This is a genomic window from Robertmurraya korlensis NBRC 107688 (assembly GCF_001591645.1).
GTDB lineage: Bacteria > Bacillota > Bacilli > Bacillales > Cytobacillaceae > Robertmurraya_A.
The window spans coordinates 703,162-720,529 of the sequence record NZ_BCVH01000001.1; the positions used below are offsets into that span (position 1 = coordinate 703,162).

Annotated in this window: 17 protein-coding genes and 1 riboswitch; of the genes, 16 read left to right on the top strand and 1 reads right to left on the bottom strand. The window is 38.9% G+C overall.

What is annotated here, in order from left to right:
- Positions 1–21: 21 nt before the first annotated feature.
- From dapA to BKO01S_RS03525, 9 genes are all read left to right on the top strand, one after another.
- Positions 22–954, top strand: a complete 933-nt coding sequence (gene dapA / locus BKO01S_RS03485; RefSeq protein WP_066048645.1) for a 4-hydroxy-tetrahydrodipicolinate synthase — start codon at positions 22–24, stop codon at positions 952–954.
- 69 nt (positions 955–1,023) lie between these two features.
- Positions 1,024–1,818 carry an aspartate/glutamate racemase family protein gene (locus BKO01S_RS03490; protein WP_084361928.1) on the top strand — a complete coding sequence of 265 codons (795 nt, stop codon included), beginning with the start codon at positions 1,024–1,026 and terminating at the stop codon, positions 1,816–1,818.
- Between the two features lie 210 nt (positions 1,819–2,028).
- Positions 2,029–2,301 carry a (2Fe-2S)-binding protein gene (locus BKO01S_RS03495; RefSeq protein ID WP_066048647.1) on the top strand — a complete coding sequence of 91 codons (273 nt, stop codon included), beginning with the start codon at positions 2,029–2,031 and terminating at the stop codon, positions 2,299–2,301.
- Positions 2,298–2,603: a (2Fe-2S)-binding protein gene (locus BKO01S_RS03500; RefSeq protein WP_066048649.1), complete on the top strand. Its 306-nt coding sequence runs from the start codon at positions 2,298–2,300 to the stop codon at positions 2,601–2,603. The genes BKO01S_RS03495 and BKO01S_RS03500 overlap by 4 nt, the downstream gene beginning before the upstream one ends.
- A complete protein-coding gene (locus BKO01S_RS03505; RefSeq protein ID WP_066048655.1) occupies positions 2,600–3,811 on the top strand; it encodes an NAD(P)/FAD-dependent oxidoreductase in 1,212 nt (403 codons plus the stop codon). The genes BKO01S_RS03500 and BKO01S_RS03505 overlap by 4 nt, the downstream gene beginning before the upstream one ends.
- Positions 3,812–3,883: 72 nt before the next feature.
- The gene (locus BKO01S_RS03510; protein WP_066048657.1) at positions 3,884–4,417 is read left to right on the top strand and encodes an NAD(P)H-dependent oxidoreductase; all 534 of its coding nucleotides are present in this window, start codon (positions 3,884–3,886) and stop codon (positions 4,415–4,417) included.
- 377 nt (positions 4,418–4,794) lie between these two features.
- Positions 4,795–6,264: an alanine/glycine:cation symporter family protein gene (locus tag BKO01S_RS03515; protein ID WP_066049562.1), complete on the top strand. Its 1,470-nt coding sequence runs from the start codon at positions 4,795–4,797 to the stop codon at positions 6,262–6,264.
- A gap of 176 nt (positions 6,265–6,440) precedes the next feature.
- Positions 6,441–7,574 carry an alanine dehydrogenase gene (gene ald / locus BKO01S_RS03520; RefSeq protein WP_066048660.1) on the top strand — a complete coding sequence of 378 codons (1,134 nt, stop codon included), beginning with the start codon at positions 6,441–6,443 and terminating at the stop codon, positions 7,572–7,574.
- A 129-nt stretch (positions 7,575–7,703) separates the two neighbouring features.
- Positions 7,704–7,943, top strand: coding sequence for a hypothetical protein (locus BKO01S_RS03525; protein ID WP_066048665.1), 240 nt, complete (start codon positions 7,704–7,706; stop codon positions 7,941–7,943).
- 157 nt (positions 7,944–8,100) lie between these two features.
- On the opposite strand, the gene BKO01S_RS03530 is transcribed toward BKO01S_RS03525, so the two are convergent.
- Positions 8,101–8,814: a 5-formyltetrahydrofolate cyclo-ligase gene (locus BKO01S_RS03530; protein ID WP_066048668.1), complete on the bottom strand. Its 714-nt coding sequence runs from the start codon at positions 8,812–8,814 to the stop codon at positions 8,101–8,103.
- A 107-nt stretch (positions 8,815–8,921) separates the two neighbouring features.
- On the opposite strand from BKO01S_RS03530, the gene BKO01S_RS03535 reads away from it, so the two are divergent.
- The 7 genes from BKO01S_RS03535 to dctP all read left to right on the top strand — a co-directional run bounded on the left by BKO01S_RS03535 (position 8,922) and on the right by dctP (position 17,274).
- The gene (locus BKO01S_RS03535) at positions 8,922–9,221 is read left to right on the top strand and encodes a hypothetical protein (RefSeq protein ID WP_066048673.1); all 300 of its coding nucleotides are present in this window, start codon (positions 8,922–8,924) and stop codon (positions 9,219–9,221) included.
- A 17-nt stretch (positions 9,222–9,238) separates the two neighbouring features.
- Entirely contained in the window at positions 9,239–10,231 is a 993-nt protein-coding gene (locus BKO01S_RS03540) for a glycerophosphodiester phosphodiesterase family protein (RefSeq protein ID WP_066048678.1), read from the top strand.
- Positions 10,232–10,517: 286 nt separating this feature from the next.
- On the top strand, positions 10,518–10,913 hold the full coding sequence (locus BKO01S_RS03545) for a VOC family protein (RefSeq protein ID WP_066048680.1): 396 nt from the start codon (positions 10,518–10,520) through the stop codon (positions 10,911–10,913).
- 473 nt (positions 10,914–11,386) lie between these two features.
- Positions 11,387–11,476, top strand: a riboswitch (cyclic di-GMP riboswitch).
- 88 nt (positions 11,477–11,564) lie between these two features.
- A complete protein-coding gene (locus tag BKO01S_RS03550) occupies positions 11,565–13,259 on the top strand; it encodes a methyl-accepting chemotaxis protein (RefSeq protein ID WP_066048684.1) in 1,695 nt (564 codons plus the stop codon).
- 243 nt (positions 13,260–13,502) lie between these two features.
- Positions 13,503–14,183, top strand: coding sequence for a GntR family transcriptional regulator (locus BKO01S_RS03555; protein ID WP_066048689.1), 681 nt, complete (start codon positions 13,503–13,505; stop codon positions 14,181–14,183).
- 22 nt (positions 14,184–14,205) lie between these two features.
- Complete coding sequence (locus tag BKO01S_RS03560; RefSeq protein ID WP_066048692.1) at positions 14,206–16,209, top strand: oxidoreductase; 2,004 nt, start codon at positions 14,206–14,208, stop codon at positions 16,207–16,209.
- A gap of 27 nt (positions 16,210–16,236) precedes the next feature.
- Positions 16,237–17,274, top strand: a complete 1,038-nt coding sequence (dctP, locus tag BKO01S_RS03565) for a TRAP transporter substrate-binding protein DctP (RefSeq protein WP_066048694.1) — start codon at positions 16,237–16,239, stop codon at positions 17,272–17,274.
- Positions 17,275–17,368 lie beyond the last annotated feature (94 nt).

The window sequence follows — 17,368 nt, forward strand, 5'->3', positions numbered from 1 at the left end:
GGTTAATAGGAGGAAATAATAATGAGTATTGCCCCAAAAGGAATTTTTGTCCCTTTAATTACCCCTTTCCATGAGGATGAAAGCATTGATTTTTCGTCTTATAAGAAAGTAATCGACTTTCAAGTAGAAAATGGAGTCCATGGTCTTCTCGTTGGAGGTACGACAGGAGAATATCATGTGATGTCATTAGAAGAACGTAAAAGCTTGATCAAGGCTGGCTGTGAATATGCCGCTGGTAGAGTACCAGTTATGGCAGGCGTTGGATGTTCTACAGCAAAAGAAACGATTGAACTTGCTAATTATGCAGCCGATTGTGGCGCTACATGGGGACTAGTACTACCTCCTTATTATCATAAGACAAGTGAAGAAGGCATTCGTGATTTCTTTAAAGAAGTAGCCGCAAATTCCAATGTCGGAATCGTCATCTACAATTATCCTGGTGCAACGAGCGTGACCATCTCTCCAGAAATGATTTATGAATTAAGTCAGGAAGACAACATCGTTAGTGTGAAAGAATCGGCAGACTTTGGTCACCTATGTCAGGTATTGACTCTAACGAAGGATGTGGAAAACTTTACGGTGTTTACTGGTGAAGAACATTTCATCCTTCCTACTTTCTCTATCGGAGGACAAGGTGCGTTTGGAATTCTTGTGAATTTGCTTCCTAAGGAACTAGTAGAGCTATATGAGCTAGTAGTTGAGAAGCGTGATCTAGTTGCTGCTCGTGAATTAAATCAAAAATTGTCTGGTATTTATAGTCTAATGGAGGCGGAAGGTAACCCATATCCAGGACCGGTAAAAGCGGGTATGGATTTGATCGGAATCAAAGGTGGAAAAGTGAGAAAGCCTTTAACGCAACCTACCGAAGAATTGATTGCACAGATTAAAGGGGAACTAATCAAGCTAGGATATGAAGTGAAATCACAGGAACAATCGATTGTTTCGGGTGTGTAAATAATAAAGTGATTCATAGATTCAGAGAATACGTTATGTATTCTCTGAATTTATAAGGAGGAGCCGAAATTGATTAGTAAAACCTTACGTGATGACCGGGAATATGGGTATTTGGGAAGAGACCAAGAGAGTTCGATTATTACCATGAAAAAAGGCCAATATGTGGCGGGTTACTCAGTTGGAATCCTTTATTTAGATGAGTGCTGGTACCCGGTATTACCAGGAAACGTAGCCAATCTCTCTACCTATGACTTTCCTGTTCAACTAAAAGTGGTACCAAATTGTAACCAAGACAGAATTCATGTAGGAGATCCTACCTTACTTGACGATATTATCAAAGCTGCACAGCAATTTGAAAAAGAGGGAGCACGTGCGATTTGTGCAGCATGTGGATTTTTTGGGAATTTCCAAGATAAAGTGGCTGCTGCGGTAGATATTCCCGTGTATCTTTCCAGTGTTGTTCAAGTGCCTTGGATTAAAACGGGGTTAAAGCCCTCACAAAAAATTGGGATGTTGACTGCAGACGCCCATGGAATTACACCTAATTTATTCAAAAGCTGTGGCATCGATGATCCGTCTATTTGTGTCGTAAGAGATTTGGGGAGATTACCTGAATTCTCTGCAATCATTGAGAGCCGAGGATCATTTGATAATGAAAAGGTAAGGCAAGAAGTAGTAGCTGCCGCAGTTGATATGGTTAGGGAAAATCCGGATATCGGGGCGATTTTATTAGAATGCAGCGATCTACCGCCGTATGCAGCGGATATTCAAAGAGTAGTGAAACTTCCCGTATTTGATTTTATTACGATGATTAGATGGGCTCATTTTGCTACGAGTCAAAGACCTTATTATGGATTTATTTAAATACATTTTAAAATTGGCATAGAGTAAGTGACAGATAGCGTAAAACACATAGGCACCACGTATTCCTTCAATTTTATGATGTGCTGCTTTACGTGAGAGGCATCAACGTTATCATCTGCGTAAAAATAGTTGGTTGCACATCTATTTTTTCCAGCCGAATGTTGATGTTTTTTTATTAGGAAAATCTGTATGTTATGGGGGAGAATTGGTATGAGTGGGGATCAAACCGTTATATGTAGATGTGAAGAGATCACTTTAAAAGAAATAAAAGAAACGGTCGAGCGTTTTCAATGTTCCTCTCGTGAAGTAAAGCTGCGAACCCGTGCAGGGATGGGTCCTTGCGGGGGAAGAACGTGTCGCTGTATGATCGATCGATTAGTCGAGCAATTGGGTGGGCCAAAAATTTCTAATGATGTATCTCTGAGTTATCGACCTCCTGTCCGTCCCGTTTCATTTGGAATATTAGGAGGGGAACCAAAATGAATTCTATGAGAGTCACTGATCATCCGATATTAGGTACTCTGGAAAATAAAAAGCAAGTGACGATTACTTTCGATGATGTACCATACCCAGCCTTTGAAGGAGATACAATTGCTTCAGCTCTGCTTGCATCCGGAGTTCGAACACTTCGTCACCAGGAGGACAAAGGGACTCCTAGAGGAATTTATTGTAATATTGGTCATTGCTTTGAGTGTCGTGTAAGAGTAAATGGGAAAAATACCGTTCGTGCGTGTTTAACTCCAGTAGAAGGCGATATGCGCATTGAGTCAGGAGGGGAATTATGATTGACCTTGTGATTGTTGGTGCAGGTCCAGCTGGATTAGGTGCTGCGATTTCTGCTGCTGAATATGGATTAGAAGTGTGTGTATTAGATGAGTTTGTCAAGCCAGGGGGCCGTTTATTAGGGCAGCTGCATGAAGAGCCAGATGGGAAATGGGTAAATGGAATTGCAGAAGCACAGAAACTGTATTACCGTGCCCTTCAACTGGGCGTAAAGATCAAGTGCGGGGTATCTGTATATGATATAGCAAAATTGGAAAGTGGTTGGTGTGTCTATACGACCGACCAAATCTATGAAACCGAGTGCTTGTTGCTTGCAACAGGTGCATCGGAAACACCTATTCCTGTTCCAGGATGGACCCTTCCAGGTGTGATGAGCATTGGAGCCGCACAGGTCATGGGGAACGTCCATCGTGTGAAGCCGGGAGAGAAAGGAATTATTATTGGGGTGAATGTCCTTTCTGTAGCGATTGCGAGAGAATTACAGCTATGTGGAGTCCATATTGAAAGCATCTTACTTCCGCAGTCAAGTTTTGTCTCGGGAGATAGTGCCCATCCAGAAAAAATGATGGAATCCCTTCTACGATTAACTCACCTAGCACCTTCCCCTCTTATTAGATTCGGCGGAAAATGGGTCAATCCAAAGATCGGTGCAAGATTGTACCCGAGAAATGGATTTAAAATGTGGGGAATTCCTATTCAACTACGCAAAACAGCTCTTGAAATCCTTGGGGAATATCAAGTTGAAGGGGTGCGTATTGCTGACATTTCAGCAACAGGAGAGGTAGTACCTGGAACGGAAAAAGTATTGTCTGCTGATTTTGTCTGTATTGCTGGTGGACTTACTCCAATGTCTGAACTTGCTTCTGTTGCGGGCTGTTCATTCCGTTACATTCCTGAATTGGGTGGTCATATCCCTATTCACAATGAATGTATGCAGACAAACCTCAAAGGTTTATATGTGGCAGGGAATATTACAGGTGTGGAAAGTGCGAAAGTAGCTAGGGCACAGGGCACAGTGGCGGGTCTGTCGGTTGCACGTGAGCTACATGCGATTAAACAACGGGCCGACGAGATTATTGATATTGCTAAGAAAGAGGTAATCGACACAAGACGTAACGCACTTATTCAATTTCAAGCAGGAATTGAAAGAGAACGTGAAGAACTTTATGATAAAGGGAATAATGTTTTTGAAGAAAAAATTTCAGTCTAAATCCTACCTCCCGTATTAGATAAGCGACTAATACGGGTATTACAATTCTTACGTAATATGGAGGTTTTACAAATGAAGGTGTTAGTAATCGTAGCTCATCCAACGATTGAAAAATCTGTAGTGAACCGAGCATGGCTAGAAGAAATAAGAAAGCATCCAGACATCACGGTTAACGAATTATATAAGGAATATCCAAATGAACAGATTGATATTACAAGAGAACAGAGGCTATGTGAGGAGCATGATCGAATCGTCTGGCAATTTCCGTTTTATTGGTATAGCTCTCCTCCATTGCTAAAAAAATGGCAGGATGAAGTACTTACTCATGGATGGGCATACGGAACAAACGGGAATAAATTACATAAAAAAGAACTGATCTTAGCCGTAACAACGGGTAGTGCAAAAGAAAGATATCAAGCTGGTGGTCGTAACCAATACTCCATGAGTGAACTGTTAAAACCATTCCAAGCAACTAGCAATTTAATTGGAACCAAATTTTTACCTGCTTATCTTTTTAATGGAACCTATACAGCATTGGACGAAGAGATAAAAGAAAGCGCCAAGGAATATGTAAATTACATTCTAGCTAGAGATATCTTTGAATGAGACTAGTATGATTAAAAAAAACGGATGTTTCCTTCCTTCAAAGGGAAATATCCGTTTTCTATGTCTAAAAATGGAGAGACCAAATATATACATCCTAGTCGTGTAAGATGAAAGGTGAACAATTTTTGACACTGTGTCCAGTTAAAAATTTCTGAATATTTATTATATTAAATGAAATGGTACACACTCCTCTTATAAATACGCTAGCAACAATAGTGTATAGGATTTTAAGAGAGAACCATTAGGGAGAATAAAGAACTTCATAGACTTGTAAGCGTTAACATCATGGTTGGATCTAAAGTTAATTCAAAATAAAGAAGGGAGGAGAGGATTCAAAATTCCAAAAAAATAATTTGAACAGGGGGATTCTATTGAATATGAATGAAATGGTAAATTGGTTAAATGGGTATGTCTGGAGTCCGGTATTGGTGTATATGTTCCTAGGTTTAGGATTACTATATACGATTTTGACCCGTTTCGTACAAGTAAGGTTTTTAAAAGATATGATCAAGTTGACCTTTGAAGGACAAGGCTCTAAAGCTGGGGTATCTTCTTTTCAAGCGTTAACCATGTCATTAGGCAGTAGAGTAGGTACCGGTAATATAGCGGGGGTAGCAACCGCTATCGCGTTAGGAGGACCGGGTGCTGTTTTCTGGATGTGGGTAGCCGCATTCCTAGGAAGTGCCACTTCATTCATTGAAATCACCCTCACTCAAGTATATAAAAGCAAAATTAATGGCGAGTACAGAGGGGGGACACCTTATTTTATTGAAAAAGGGTTAAATTTAAAGTGGTTTGCTGTCGTATCTGCTATCATCACCTTACTGGTAATGGGCTGTTTATGGCCGGGAGTACAAGCCAATACCATTGCATTATCAGTGAATAATGCATTTGGAATCTCACCAATTATAACAGGGAGCGTTGTAGTCATCCTGCTTGGCGCTATTATTTTTGGTGGGATCAAGCGTATTGCTAAGACCGCTCAAATCATCGTACCGTTTATGGCCATTGGGTATTTAGCCGTTTGTCTAATCCTTCTTCTTATGAATATATCTCAAATTCCTGCTGTTTTATCTCTTATTTTTTCTAGTGCTTTTAGTTTGAATTCGACGTTTGGGGGATTAATTGGATCCGCCATCGCGTGGGGTGTTCAAAGAGGTGTCTATTCTAACGGTGCAGGTATTGGTAGTGAAACCTTTGAATCTGGGGCAACAGAAGTATCCCACCCAGCGAAACAAGGTTTGGTTCAAGCCTTCTCTGTTTATATTGATACCCTTCTTATTTGTTCCGCGACTGCGTTTATGATTCTGATCACAGGCATGTATGACGTGAAGCCAGATGGTATGGATCCTGTTACGAATAATTTAGGGAACGTTGAACCCTCTCTTTATACACAGCTAGCAGTTGAATCTGTACTTCCTAATTTTGGTGCAGCCTTCCTTGCATTCGCTCTATGTTTCTTCTGTTTTACGACATTAGTTTCCTATTATTATAAAGCAGAAACGAATCTGGCTTTTCTCAAATTAAATCATAGTTGGGTATTTCACGCATTAAGAGTTCTTTTAATGGCGACTGTCTTTTATGGTAGCGTAAAAACGGCAGGTACGATATGGGCTATGGGGGACTTAGGGATGGGTGCAATGGCTTGGGTCAACCTGACAGCAATCTTCTTCCTCACCAAAACAGCCGTAAAAGTATTAAAGGATTATGAAACGCAGAAAAAGGCTGGGCTTGATCCGGTATTTAATCCTACAAAGCTCGGAATCAAAGGTGCGGACTTTTGGGAAAATGAGTATGAAGAAACGAACCCACCTATCCAACAAAAAAATAACACGATATCGCTATAGTCTTAAGCTGGTTAAAGAACAGATGATTTCATAACATCTGTTTTTTTTTATCTTCAAGAATTTTAAAAATGTAAAAAATAAATAGTTTTATATATTACACACTGTCCAATGATGGTGATGACCAATCGATGTATCTTTAAATCAGATCATATACTTACAAATTGGAGGAAGATCAAATGATTATTGGAGTGCCTAAAGAAATTAAAAACAACGAAAACCGTGTAGCTCTTACACCAGCTGGCTTGATTTCTCTTCTTAACGCTGGACATCAGGTGATTATTGAGAAGGATGCCGGGCTTGAAAGTGGTTTTACAAATGAAGAATACGCAAATATGGGTGCAGAGATTATGGAAAATGCTAGTGATGTATGGGCGGCAGCTGAAATGATTATGAAAGTAAAAGAGCCTCTTCCTAGTGAATATAATTATTTTCGCGAAGGGTTAATCCTATTTACTTACTTACACTTAGCAGCAGAGCCATCATTAGCTCAAGCACTAAAGGATAAGGGAGTGATTGCCATCGCTTATGAAACAGTTGAAGCAAACCGTACGCTTCCTCTACTAACTCCAATGAGTGAGGTAGCAGGACGTATGGCCTCCCAAATTGGCGCTCAATTCCTCCAAAAATCTAATGGTGGCAAAGGAATTCTACTATCAGGTGTGCCTGGGGTAAGTCGCGGAAAGGTTACCATCATCGGTGGCGGCGTAGTGGGGACAAACGCGGCGAAAATGGCAATTGGATTAGGCGCAAATGTCACGATTATTGATTTGAGCGCTGATCGGTTACGCCAATTAGACGATATCTTTGGTAAAGAAATTCAAACCTTAATGTCCAACCCATTAAATATTGCCAAAGCAGTTGCAGAAGCTGACCTCCTTATCGGAGCAGTATTAATTCCAGGTGCAAAAGCTCCTAAACTGGTGACGGAAGAAATGGTAAAAGCCATGAAACCTGGTTCTGTGATTGTAGATGTAGCGATCGATCAAGGTGGGATTGTAGAAACCGTTGATCATATTACTACACATGACAACCCAACCTATGAAAAACATGGTGTCGTTCATTATGCAGTGGCAAATATGCCTGGTGCGGTTCCAAGAACATCCACCATCGCCTTAACTAATGTTACCGTACCTTACGCCTTACAGATTGCTAACAAAGGTGTGGTTCAAGCTCTATTTGAAAATCAATCCTTAAAGGCCGGATTGAACGTGGCAAAAGGCGAAATCACCTACGAAGCAGTAGCAAAAGATCTTGGATATCAATTTATTTCACCTGACAAGGTATTTGAAAAGGAAGTTGTGGGTGTTTAATCAGGTTTCTACCTAAAGTGGGGCAGAGGGATTTCCTCTGCTTCTCTATTTTGTAGTAAGAATTAACCATCCAGTAGTACAAACTATTACCATGAAGTAAAATAACTAGTATCGATAGGAGTGAAAAAGATGGAACTAATGCTGCAGCAAATACTTGATAAGCTCCAAGCGGTTGAAAATAATCAATTAGATATGAGAAAAGATATACAGGATATCAAAATAGAGCAAACCGAAATGAAAGTAGAGCAGAGAGAGATGAGAAAAGAGGTAGCTTTTTATTATGGGACAATGATGAAAAAGCTTGACGAAGTAAAGATAGAATTAAGTAGTGAAATCAAACATATATCTTCGGTTCCAAAACAACATTAACATGTACTTGAGATTATTAACGAGCAATAACCCTTTGCCAATAGCCACTTTTTTTAAAACCTCATAGTGATTAAATTCCAACCTTAATAAAGAACCCTCTGAAACTCTGCTGACATTCAAAGGGTTCTATTTTATGCATTCTTATGATGGCTTTTCCTTATTTTCTGGTTAAATCCCGTATCTCTTTTAATACAGGCATTTCCTCTAATTCCTCCTCCGTCACAAGCTCCCACTGAATCCCACTTGGCTTTTTATAAGGGGAATTGGTCTTGATTAATTCCGTCTCAGTAGCGATCCAATCGACGGTTAAGTCAAATGCATCTCTCGGGATCTCATGCTCCGTTAATTGACAACTATGAATGGTTCCAATAATTGGAACATCTGGGTTTCCGAGCTCTCTAATAATAGCATATTCACGGTCCGAGTATCCTTCGCCTTTTCCCACTCTTCTTCCATCCCTATGAAGGGCCACCGAGCCAGTAAAGAACAAATCTATTCTTGGCATCTCAGAAAGTGAGATTTCCTTGCCGTAGGAATTGATATGTGAAAGACTGGCGGCCTTTCGCTCTTCACCGTTCGGTACCCATTCAGGCTTTACCATGATAAATCCAGCTTTGAGTCTAGGGGTAGGGACTAGTAAGGTTTTACCATCCTTTAATATTTGTGTTCGGATAGGCAGTTGCGGAGAGTCTGGATTCACTTTAATGACTTTTGCTTGTTGATACTCAGGCATCGTCGTAACAAAGTGCGCAGCCTTTTCTGCTCCTTTAAAATTAGGAATCCGATTTTGTAACGGGAAGGGAAATCTCCCTAATTTATGTTCCGTTAAATAGCTCCACTTTTCTTCACGAATTTCTTGTTTGGTCTTCATTTCTTACACCTACAATATTTTTCTTTAAGTTTAACAAATTCTAGATAGTATTATAAACTCTAGGTAAGAAACAATCCCAATGGAATGTATTTAGGAGGAGGGTTTATATGGATAAAATGAACGAATACTTCGATACCGCTCTTGAAGCTTGGTCCATGATGCAAAAGACAGAAGGCGATGAAGGAGCAGAGTGGGCTGAGAGATTTGAACGATACTTTTATGAATTTATTGATGAATTAAAGGCATGGTGGAACCGTCTGGAGGAGAAGCCTGAAACGGTGGAAGAGGCAGAGGAATTACCTGTGATTAAAAGCTTCGCAGAACGAATTCCTGGACCTGTATATATTACCTTTTTAACAGAATTAGAAGATATAATGGATGGTTTTGAGACGACTAGGTTTGATTGAAAAATGGGGGATATTATTTGAAATTGAAAAGAGTTTTAAAAAGAGTATTATTTTTCATCCTATTTTTAATCGTATTTATTTTTGTTAATAATAGTTCTTTCACTATGGAGGAGCGTAATGGAGGACCATTTCTTTTAGCTCATCGCGGACTTGCCCAGACATTTGATATGGAGGGTATTACTGCCGAGACTTGTACAGCAGAGCGAATTTACGAACCAGAACATCTATATATAGAAAATACCATTCCTTCAATGAAAGCAGCGTTCGACGCAGGGGCTGATATGGTGGAAATTGATGTCCAACTAACGAAAGATGGAGAGTTTGCGATTTTCCATGATTGGATACTCGATTGTAGAACAAATGGCATAGGAACGACCAGGGATTTTACAATGGAAGAACTGAAGCAACTAGATATAGGGTATGGATATACTGCTGATAACGGTGAATCGTATCCTTTTCGTGGAAAAGGGATCAGGCTAATGCCAACACTAAATGAAGTTCTGTCGTCTTTCCCTGAGAAGTCTTTTCTCATACATATCAAAAGTAACGGTGGGAATGAGGGGGTACAACTAGCAGAATACCTTTCTAAGTACCTTGATAATAGACTATCAAATCTAGCTGTTTATGGAGGGGACGAACCGATTGCCGCTTTAAAAGAAGAAATTCCTAATATGCGTGTAATGTCAAAAAAGACGATGAAAAGTTGTCTATTACCGTATATAATAATTGGTTGGACAGGATATGTCCCGTCTTCTTGTACAAATACGCAATTTCATATTCCAGAAGCATATGCTAACTATTTATGGGGCTTTCCTGGAAAGTTCCTTAATAGAATGGAAGATGTAAATTCAAGGGTTATTCTTGTTGCTGGAAATGGTGGTTGGTCAGAAGGTTTTGATACAGTACAAGATTTGGAGCGTATTCCTAAAAATTATAGTGGAGGGATATGGACGAATCGTATAGATATCATTTCGTCTCTCATAGAAGAAAATGCCGAGAAGATGAAATAAAAGGAGTACGTAAGTTATATGGATAGGGACCTTACTTGGAAATAGTTGAGAAGAAACCATTGTTCTTATATTTATCTTGTTGCTCCATTCTACCGTATAGAGATATGCAAAACAATTTAGAGAATTGATTTCAAATCATCTAAAAACAATGACTCGTACTAAAAACAATCGATAAAAAGAATAAATTCGTCTACTTGTTACAATAATAAAGGAGTACCCTTATTTTCCGAGAATTCTTAATAGATTCGATTTTAATATAAAATTTTTCAATAAATAGGAGGAAATCATGGGGAGACCAATTCATTTCGAGATTCACGTAGAAAACATGGAACGGGCTATAAAGTTTTATGGAGAAGTATTTGGATGGACCTTTCAAGACTGGAGTGAGTATGCAGGAGTTGCTTATTTCGGTGCTGTCACTGGTGAGGAAAAGGAACTTGGAATTAACGGAGCTTTGATGCAACGTCAAGGTCCCCCTCCTGAACCCAATCAAGCTTTAAATGGCTATACTTGTACAATGGGAGTAGAAGATTACGATTCTATTGAAGCAAAAATTCTTACACATGGAGGCAAGGTTGCATTACCGAAGCACGCTCTTCCTGGTATGGCATGGCAGGGATATTATCTAGATACGGAAGGAAATGTGTTCGGTATTCATCAACCAGATGAGAATGCAAAATAAACAGAAAGATAGTTTCTATGTTATATGCGTGAAAATGAAGACTTTATGCGTAAGTTTAAAGATTTATGCGTAACTTTCATTATTATTTGCGTAACAATACATACCTGGGAATACTTTTCATACGTTCGTATAATTTATAGATAAAATAATTTTTTTATGTAACTAATTTTAAACAATAAGGATACGCATTTAAAACTCTTCTATTCTAGGAAGAGTTTTTTTTGACTGTAATGCATTATGTTATTTTAATGGACAAACCACATTTCCAGATAATTTATAGTTGAGAACTTCTCTGTTCAAAATCATAAAAACAAACTTAATTGACATATTTATACTATTGTCCTAGTATAAAGAGGTTGTTATAGGACTAGAGTACTAGTGATGGTTTACTATATTTTATTGGGTCGTATGTCTTGTTCCGTATTTTCTTCTACAAAGAGGCTACATACGAGCTTTTTTTCCAGATCTTCTACAACATTATAGGGCAAACTTTCTTAAAAGAAAGGACGCAAAACTAAAGGGGCTAACGTCTTAAGGGTAGACTATGCCAGCCAGTTGCACCAATTCATGTGCAACACCTGTAGAATTCTACAGGTGTTTTATACGTCTTTACGGGAGACGCAGATTTAAATAAAAAGGGGAAATTCAATCATGAATCTAACAATCAAACAGAAATTAATAGGGAGTTTTCTAATTATCTCCCTAATTTTCGGAGTAGCTTCCTGCATTTCATATTTTAATATGAAGAACTCAAACGAGTCCTATGAATATGTAATAGAGACGGTTACAGAACTTAGAGCCATCACCCAGTCGATTCAAACAGATCAGGCGTTACAAACAGGCTATTATCGTGCATATATGCTGTATGAAGATAATGAAAAATATAAAGAATTAATGAATGATGCCAATACTAGAATAAACCAGTCAATAAAAGTAGCAGAAAAACTATCCACCCTACAGGAAACCCGAGATAGACTAGCATCAATTCAACAGCTTAACACTGAATTTAGTGATACTGTCAACCAAATCATCGATGATAGTGTGACGGATAAAGAAAAGGCACTTGATGACGGGCTAAGGTTAATTGTTCCTATTAGCAATAGTCTTAATGAAGAAACCCTTTCGATGCACGATTGGTTAAAAAATGACATATTAGATGTTAGATATGAAGAAACACAAAAGAATTCAGAACAAGCGATGTTTACTCTTTTATTACTCAGTATTATTGCGACCATGATTTCCATTGGTAGTGGAGTGTTTATCTCACTCTTGATTTCAAGGCCAATCGTCAAATTAGGTACTGTAGCCAAACAAGTTTCCTCAGGGAATTTGCAAGTCGAGCCTCTTACCATTAAGAGTAAGGATGAGATTTACGACTTAAACAAATCATTTGAACAGATGACCATCAACTTACGGGATATGATTCGTTCCATTGCGGAAAATTCCGACCAAGTAGCAGCTTCTGCAGAACAATTAAATGCAAGTGCTGAACAATCTAGCAAAGCAACAGAAACCGTTGCATCCGCTATCCAGGAAATCGCTAGCGGGGCAGAGGAAACAACAACAAAACTATCCAATAACGCTGATTCATTAAAAGAAATTTCACAAGGTGTCTTCCATATTTCAGAAAGCTCGTCTGGCGTATCCGAATTATCAAGAAAAACATCACAAGAAGCGGAAGAAGGCAGTCAGTTTGTTGAAAAGAACTTGAATCAAATGAGATTTATCCATCAATCCATTGATCGTTCGAATCAAGTGATCTCTTCTTTATCTATTCGTTCAAAAGAAATTGGTAGCATTTTAGATGTTATTAGTGGAATTGCCGATCAAACGAATCTTTTAGCCTTAAATGCAACCATTGAGGCAGCAAGAGCTGGTGAACATGGAAAGGGCTTTGCGGTAGTTGCTGAAGAAGTTCGTAAGTTAGCTGAGCAATCGCAAGTATCTGCGAAAAATATTGCAGAATTAATCGCCTTTATTCAAAAAGACACAGAAGAATCTGTTCAAATCATGGATGAAGTCGTAAAGAATGCAGAAGAGGGAGTAAAGGTCTCCGAACAAACAGCAAATAAGTTTTCTCAAATTTTGGATAGCACTAGACATATGACTCCTCAAATTGAGCAAGTAACAGCAACCGTTCAACAAATATCAGCAAGTATTGATGAAGTAACAAATTCAGCTATAGAAATCTCTAAATTAGCAGAAACCAATGCGGCAGTTTCTGAGGAAGTTGCTGCATCAACAGAAGAACAGCTTGCTTCTATTGAGGAAATTGATGCATCCGCTCGGTCTCTGGCACAGATGGCTGAGGATTTAAAAGTAGTGGTAGGTAAGTTTAAAATTTAAGGTATAATTGTTTTATTCTTCTTTGTTAGCCTATAGGGGAGAATTAATACGCTTTAAAAAGATAACCTTTAGGAAGAGTCTATAAAAATTTTATAGGCTCTTTTTACCGTCCAATCTCATAAAAAATATATTTTATATTTGTCAGAATATTTATAATAATATATAATATATTTTATAGTAACATTTCTACTATCTGTATAGTGATTAATCGATAATGAAAATATTCAAGAAGGAGGCTATCACATGATTAGAAATGTCCTTAAAAAATCAATGACAGATCAGATCTACCAATCCTTACGGGAAAGCATTATTACTCTTCAGTTCCCTAAGGACGAAAAGATAAATATTAATTCATTAAAAGAACAGTTTGGTACCAGTCAGACACCCATTCGAGAAGCACTTAATCGATTGCACCAAGAGGGTTTGGTAGAATTTATTTCAAATGTTGGTGTAAAGGTGGTGGAGTTTTCCAAAAAAGATGTACTAGAGATCATTGATTTATGTCACTATCTCGATTTATTCGCTTTAAGAGGTGCAATGGAACATGGAAAGATCAATGAATTGGTGGCAGATCTTGAACATGAACTAGAACAACATAAAAAGTCTTATGAGTCAGGAGATGAAGGTACCTACAGATATCATGTAAGTGAATTTCATCAAATGATTCGGAAACACTCTGATAATAGAAAGCTTCTAGAGCTCTTTTCTCCACTTCAAGCACAGTTAGATATTGTCGTTACGACGTACTACCAAATCGGGGATTTGGTTAATGAAAATGTGAGGGAAAAATCATATCAAGAACATAAGGCAATTACAGAAGCGATTAAGGGGGATAATGCAACTTTAGCTATTGCTTTAATGGATGAACATTATCTGACAACGAAAAATATGATCCTGACCAATTTTGAAAAGTTAAATTTATAAATGAAAGAATGGGGGAAACTAGATGTCTTCTAAACTAGAAAAATTAGGGTCAACGTTTCAGTTAAAATCAAAAACATTGAAAAATCGAATTGTTGTGACTGCCCATGCGCTTGGCTGGGACCAAGATGGAGTGATTACCGATAAGTATGCTGATCATTTTATTCGAAGAGCAAAAGGCGGAGCTGGATTGATTATGTGTTTTGGTGCAGCAAACGTACATAAAGCTGCGGGTACGATACATGGTTCCGTCAGCTTGTGGGATGAACGAAATGAGCCCGTCTTAAAAAGAATGGCAAAAGAGGTCCATGAACATGGAGCCTATATCATTTCACAAGCAAGTCATTTAGGAAGAAGAGGAGACTCTCGAAACTCATTTAGACCACTTATGGCCCCTTCTGATATACCAGAACCTTCACACCGAGAAATTCCACATGTATTAGAAACAGATGAAATCAAGTCCATCATTACCTCATTTGCTGAAGCAGCAAAAAGATTAGAACGATGCGGCTGGGATGGAATTGAAATTACCTCTTTTGGCGATCACCTTATTGAACAATTTTGGAATCCGAAAATTAATAACCGAAAAGATGATTATGGCGGAAGCTGTGAAAATCGGATGCGGTTTTCACTAGAAGTAGTTGAAGCAGTATCTCAAGCAGTCTCTGAGGGTTTTATCATTAGCTTCCGTTTGACCTCCGATCAAAATAGTGCGACCACAGGGCTTAGCCGTGAGGACTTACTTCAAATAGCCAAACGATTAGAGGAAACAGGAAAGATTGACATGTTTAATATTAGTGGCGGTACGGGGATCACGATTGAAACTCAAGCGGGTACTGTACCAGGTGACACTTATGCTAGGGGAACCTATCTACCGTCTATTAAAAAATATAAAGAGGAACTATCCACTCCTATATTAGGTGCTTGCCGAATATTAGACGTTGAGTTGGCAGAGGAAACCCTTAATGCTGGCACATGTGACTTAGTTGCTATGACAAGGGCCACTATAGCAGACCCTGATCTTCCTATTAAAGCCTTTCAAGGCAGAGCCGAAGAAATTCGACCTTGTATCGCTTGTAATGAAGGTTGTATCGGCCGTATGTATCAGGGAACGAAAGCCTTATGTACCGTTAATGCTGAGGTAATGCATCCTGAATTAGTAAAGAGAACGAAGAGTCCGAATCAGCGAAAAATAGTGATTGTTGGGGGAGGCCCAACAGGACTTGAAGCGGCTCGAGTAGCAGCAGAGCGAGGCCTTGAAGTCATTCTTTATGAAGAGAAAACCCAATTAGGTGGGCAAGTATCATTAGCGACCAAGTTACCAGCAAGACCACATATTGGGTTACATATTAACTGGTTACAACGTGAGCTTATCAGACTAGGGGTTACTTTTCATTTAGGAAAAAGAGTGATCGTCGAGACGATAGTCAATGAACAACCGGATGAAGTGGTGATCGCAACGGGTTCAACAAGTGCGATTCCATTCCAGGTTCCCCATTCTTCAGCCATCTTCGCCACAGACCTAGATGTGTTACAGGGAAACGTCACAATAAAAGAAGGATCCAACGTACTTGTGTATGATATTGAAGGACATCATCGTGGAGGCGGGATTGCGAACTATCTAGTGGAAACGACTCAATCCAAAGTAGAGTTGGTCACTCCATTTTTACAGGTAGCAGACACGCTTGATCCTACCCAGCTCCCAGCGATGATGAGAAGGTTGTCAAATAACCAAGTTATATGTACTCCTAACGAAGAAATGGAAATCGATGAGAAGGCAAACCTCTTCTTAAGAGGGGTATGGTCGGATCAAACCAGGAAAGTAGAAGGGTTTGATTATGTATTATTTGTAGGTTTTAGAAAAGCTAACACAGAGTTATATGAAGAATTAAAACAAACGCCATTAAAAGATAATCTGCATGTAGCAGGAGATGCATTAGCACCAAGAAGATACTTTGATGCCGTGACAGAAGGGGTAAGAATTGGAAGCCAGGTAGGGAACAACGTAGCTGTGGTAGTAAGTGAATAATAAATAATAAAAAATGGGGGAATTCAAGTGAAAAAAACGAAAACTTTAGTTTTGAGTATCATATTCATTTTGTCTATTATTCTCGCAGGCTGTGGATCCAACCAAGCATCAAATGAAAACTCTGACTCAGGAGAAAAGACGTATAAGCTGAAAATGGCAGGACATGTTCCTGACAGTCATCCATCCTCACTAGCTATGAAAAAGTTGGTTGACCGAATCAAGGAAGAATCGGATGGTCGTATTGAGATTCAAATGTTTCCGAATAATCAATTAGGGGACTACTCAACCGTTTATGAAGAAGTTAGTAGAGGAACGATTGATATGGCTTTGATTAGTGTTCCAACCCAGCTTGATAAGCTGTTGGGTATTACGTATCTTCCTTATCTAGTATCTAATTATGAGGAAGCGAAAAAAGTATATTCCCCAGATAACTATATTTATAGCTTATTAACAGATGTACACGCAAAACAAAGTGTTAAGTTACTTGGATTCCATATGGAAGGTTTCGGCGGAATCGGAAGCAAAAAAGAGATTCAGAATATTTTTGATTCTAATGCAAACAAAGACATTACCCTACGTGTGCCACAAATGCTCCTCTTTAACCAACCAATGGAGGACCTTGGTTTCCGTACAACGGGCATTCCTTACGCCGACTTATATACGGCTTTACAAACGGGTGTAGCAGATGGATGGACAGGGGGAAGTTCTTCTAGTAACTACGAAGGTTTTAGAGATGCAATCAAGTATTATTACCAAACGAATGACTTTATGGATGCAAGTTCCATCCTAATTAGTGATAGCCTTTGGAAGGAATTAAGTGAAGAGGATCAAAAGCTGATTCAATCCGTTGCAACGGATACGATGAACGAAAGCTTTGAGATTGCTGCTAAGAATGAACAGTCCTATCGTGACAAAATGGCAGAAGAGGGAATCGATGTAACAGAGTTCAGTGCTGAAGAGCTTACAAAATTAGCTGAGCTTGCCCGAACAAACACTTGGCCTAAATTAGAAGAGGAATATGGAAAAGATGTGATTCAAAAAATTAAAGAATCAATCGAACAATAATTTACGGAATTTTCGAACAGGTGGGAATTTTAGGGCATTTTTAAGAAAGTATTGATTATGCCCTACTTTCTACAATCACTACGATCTAATGGAA

What these genes read in the sequence shown, in the direction of transcription:
- dapA (WP_066048645.1), top strand. Translation starts at nt 22, where the DNA reads ATGAGTATTGCCCCAAAAGGAATTTTTGTCCCTTTAATTACCCCTTTC.
- BKO01S_RS03495 (WP_066048647.1), top strand. Translation starts at nt 2,029, where the DNA reads ATGAGTGGGGATCAAACCGTTATATGTAGATGTGAAGAGATCACTTTA.
- BKO01S_RS03500 (WP_066048649.1), top strand. Translation starts at nt 2,298, where the DNA reads ATGAATTCTATGAGAGTCACTGATCATCCGATATTAGGTACTCTGGAA.
- BKO01S_RS03505 (WP_066048655.1), top strand. Translation starts at nt 2,600, where the DNA reads ATGATTGACCTTGTGATTGTTGGTGCAGGTCCAGCTGGATTAGGTGCT.
- BKO01S_RS03510 (WP_066048657.1), top strand. Translation starts at nt 3,884, where the DNA reads ATGAAGGTGTTAGTAATCGTAGCTCATCCAACGATTGAAAAATCTGTA.
- BKO01S_RS03515 (WP_066049562.1), top strand. Translation starts at nt 4,795, where the DNA reads ATGAATGAAATGGTAAATTGGTTAAATGGGTATGTCTGGAGTCCGGTA.
- ald (WP_066048660.1), top strand. Translation starts at nt 6,441, where the DNA reads ATGATTATTGGAGTGCCTAAAGAAATTAAAAACAACGAAAACCGTGTA.
- BKO01S_RS03525 (WP_066048665.1), top strand. Translation starts at nt 7,704, where the DNA reads ATGGAACTAATGCTGCAGCAAATACTTGATAAGCTCCAAGCGGTTGAA.
- BKO01S_RS03530 (WP_066048668.1), bottom strand. Translation starts at nt 8,814, where the DNA reads ATGAAGACCAAACAAGAAATTCGTGAAGAAAAGTGGAGCTATTTAACG.
- BKO01S_RS03535 (WP_066048673.1), top strand. Translation starts at nt 8,922, where the DNA reads ATGGATAAAATGAACGAATACTTCGATACCGCTCTTGAAGCTTGGTCC.
- BKO01S_RS03545 (WP_066048680.1), top strand. Translation starts at nt 10,518, where the DNA reads ATGGGGAGACCAATTCATTTCGAGATTCACGTAGAAAACATGGAACGG.
- BKO01S_RS03550 (WP_066048684.1), top strand. Translation starts at nt 11,565, where the DNA reads ATGAATCTAACAATCAAACAGAAATTAATAGGGAGTTTTCTAATTATC.
- BKO01S_RS03555 (WP_066048689.1), top strand. Translation starts at nt 13,503, where the DNA reads ATGATTAGAAATGTCCTTAAAAAATCAATGACAGATCAGATCTACCAA.
- BKO01S_RS03560 (WP_066048692.1), top strand. Translation starts at nt 14,206, where the DNA reads ATGTCTTCTAAACTAGAAAAATTAGGGTCAACGTTTCAGTTAAAATCA.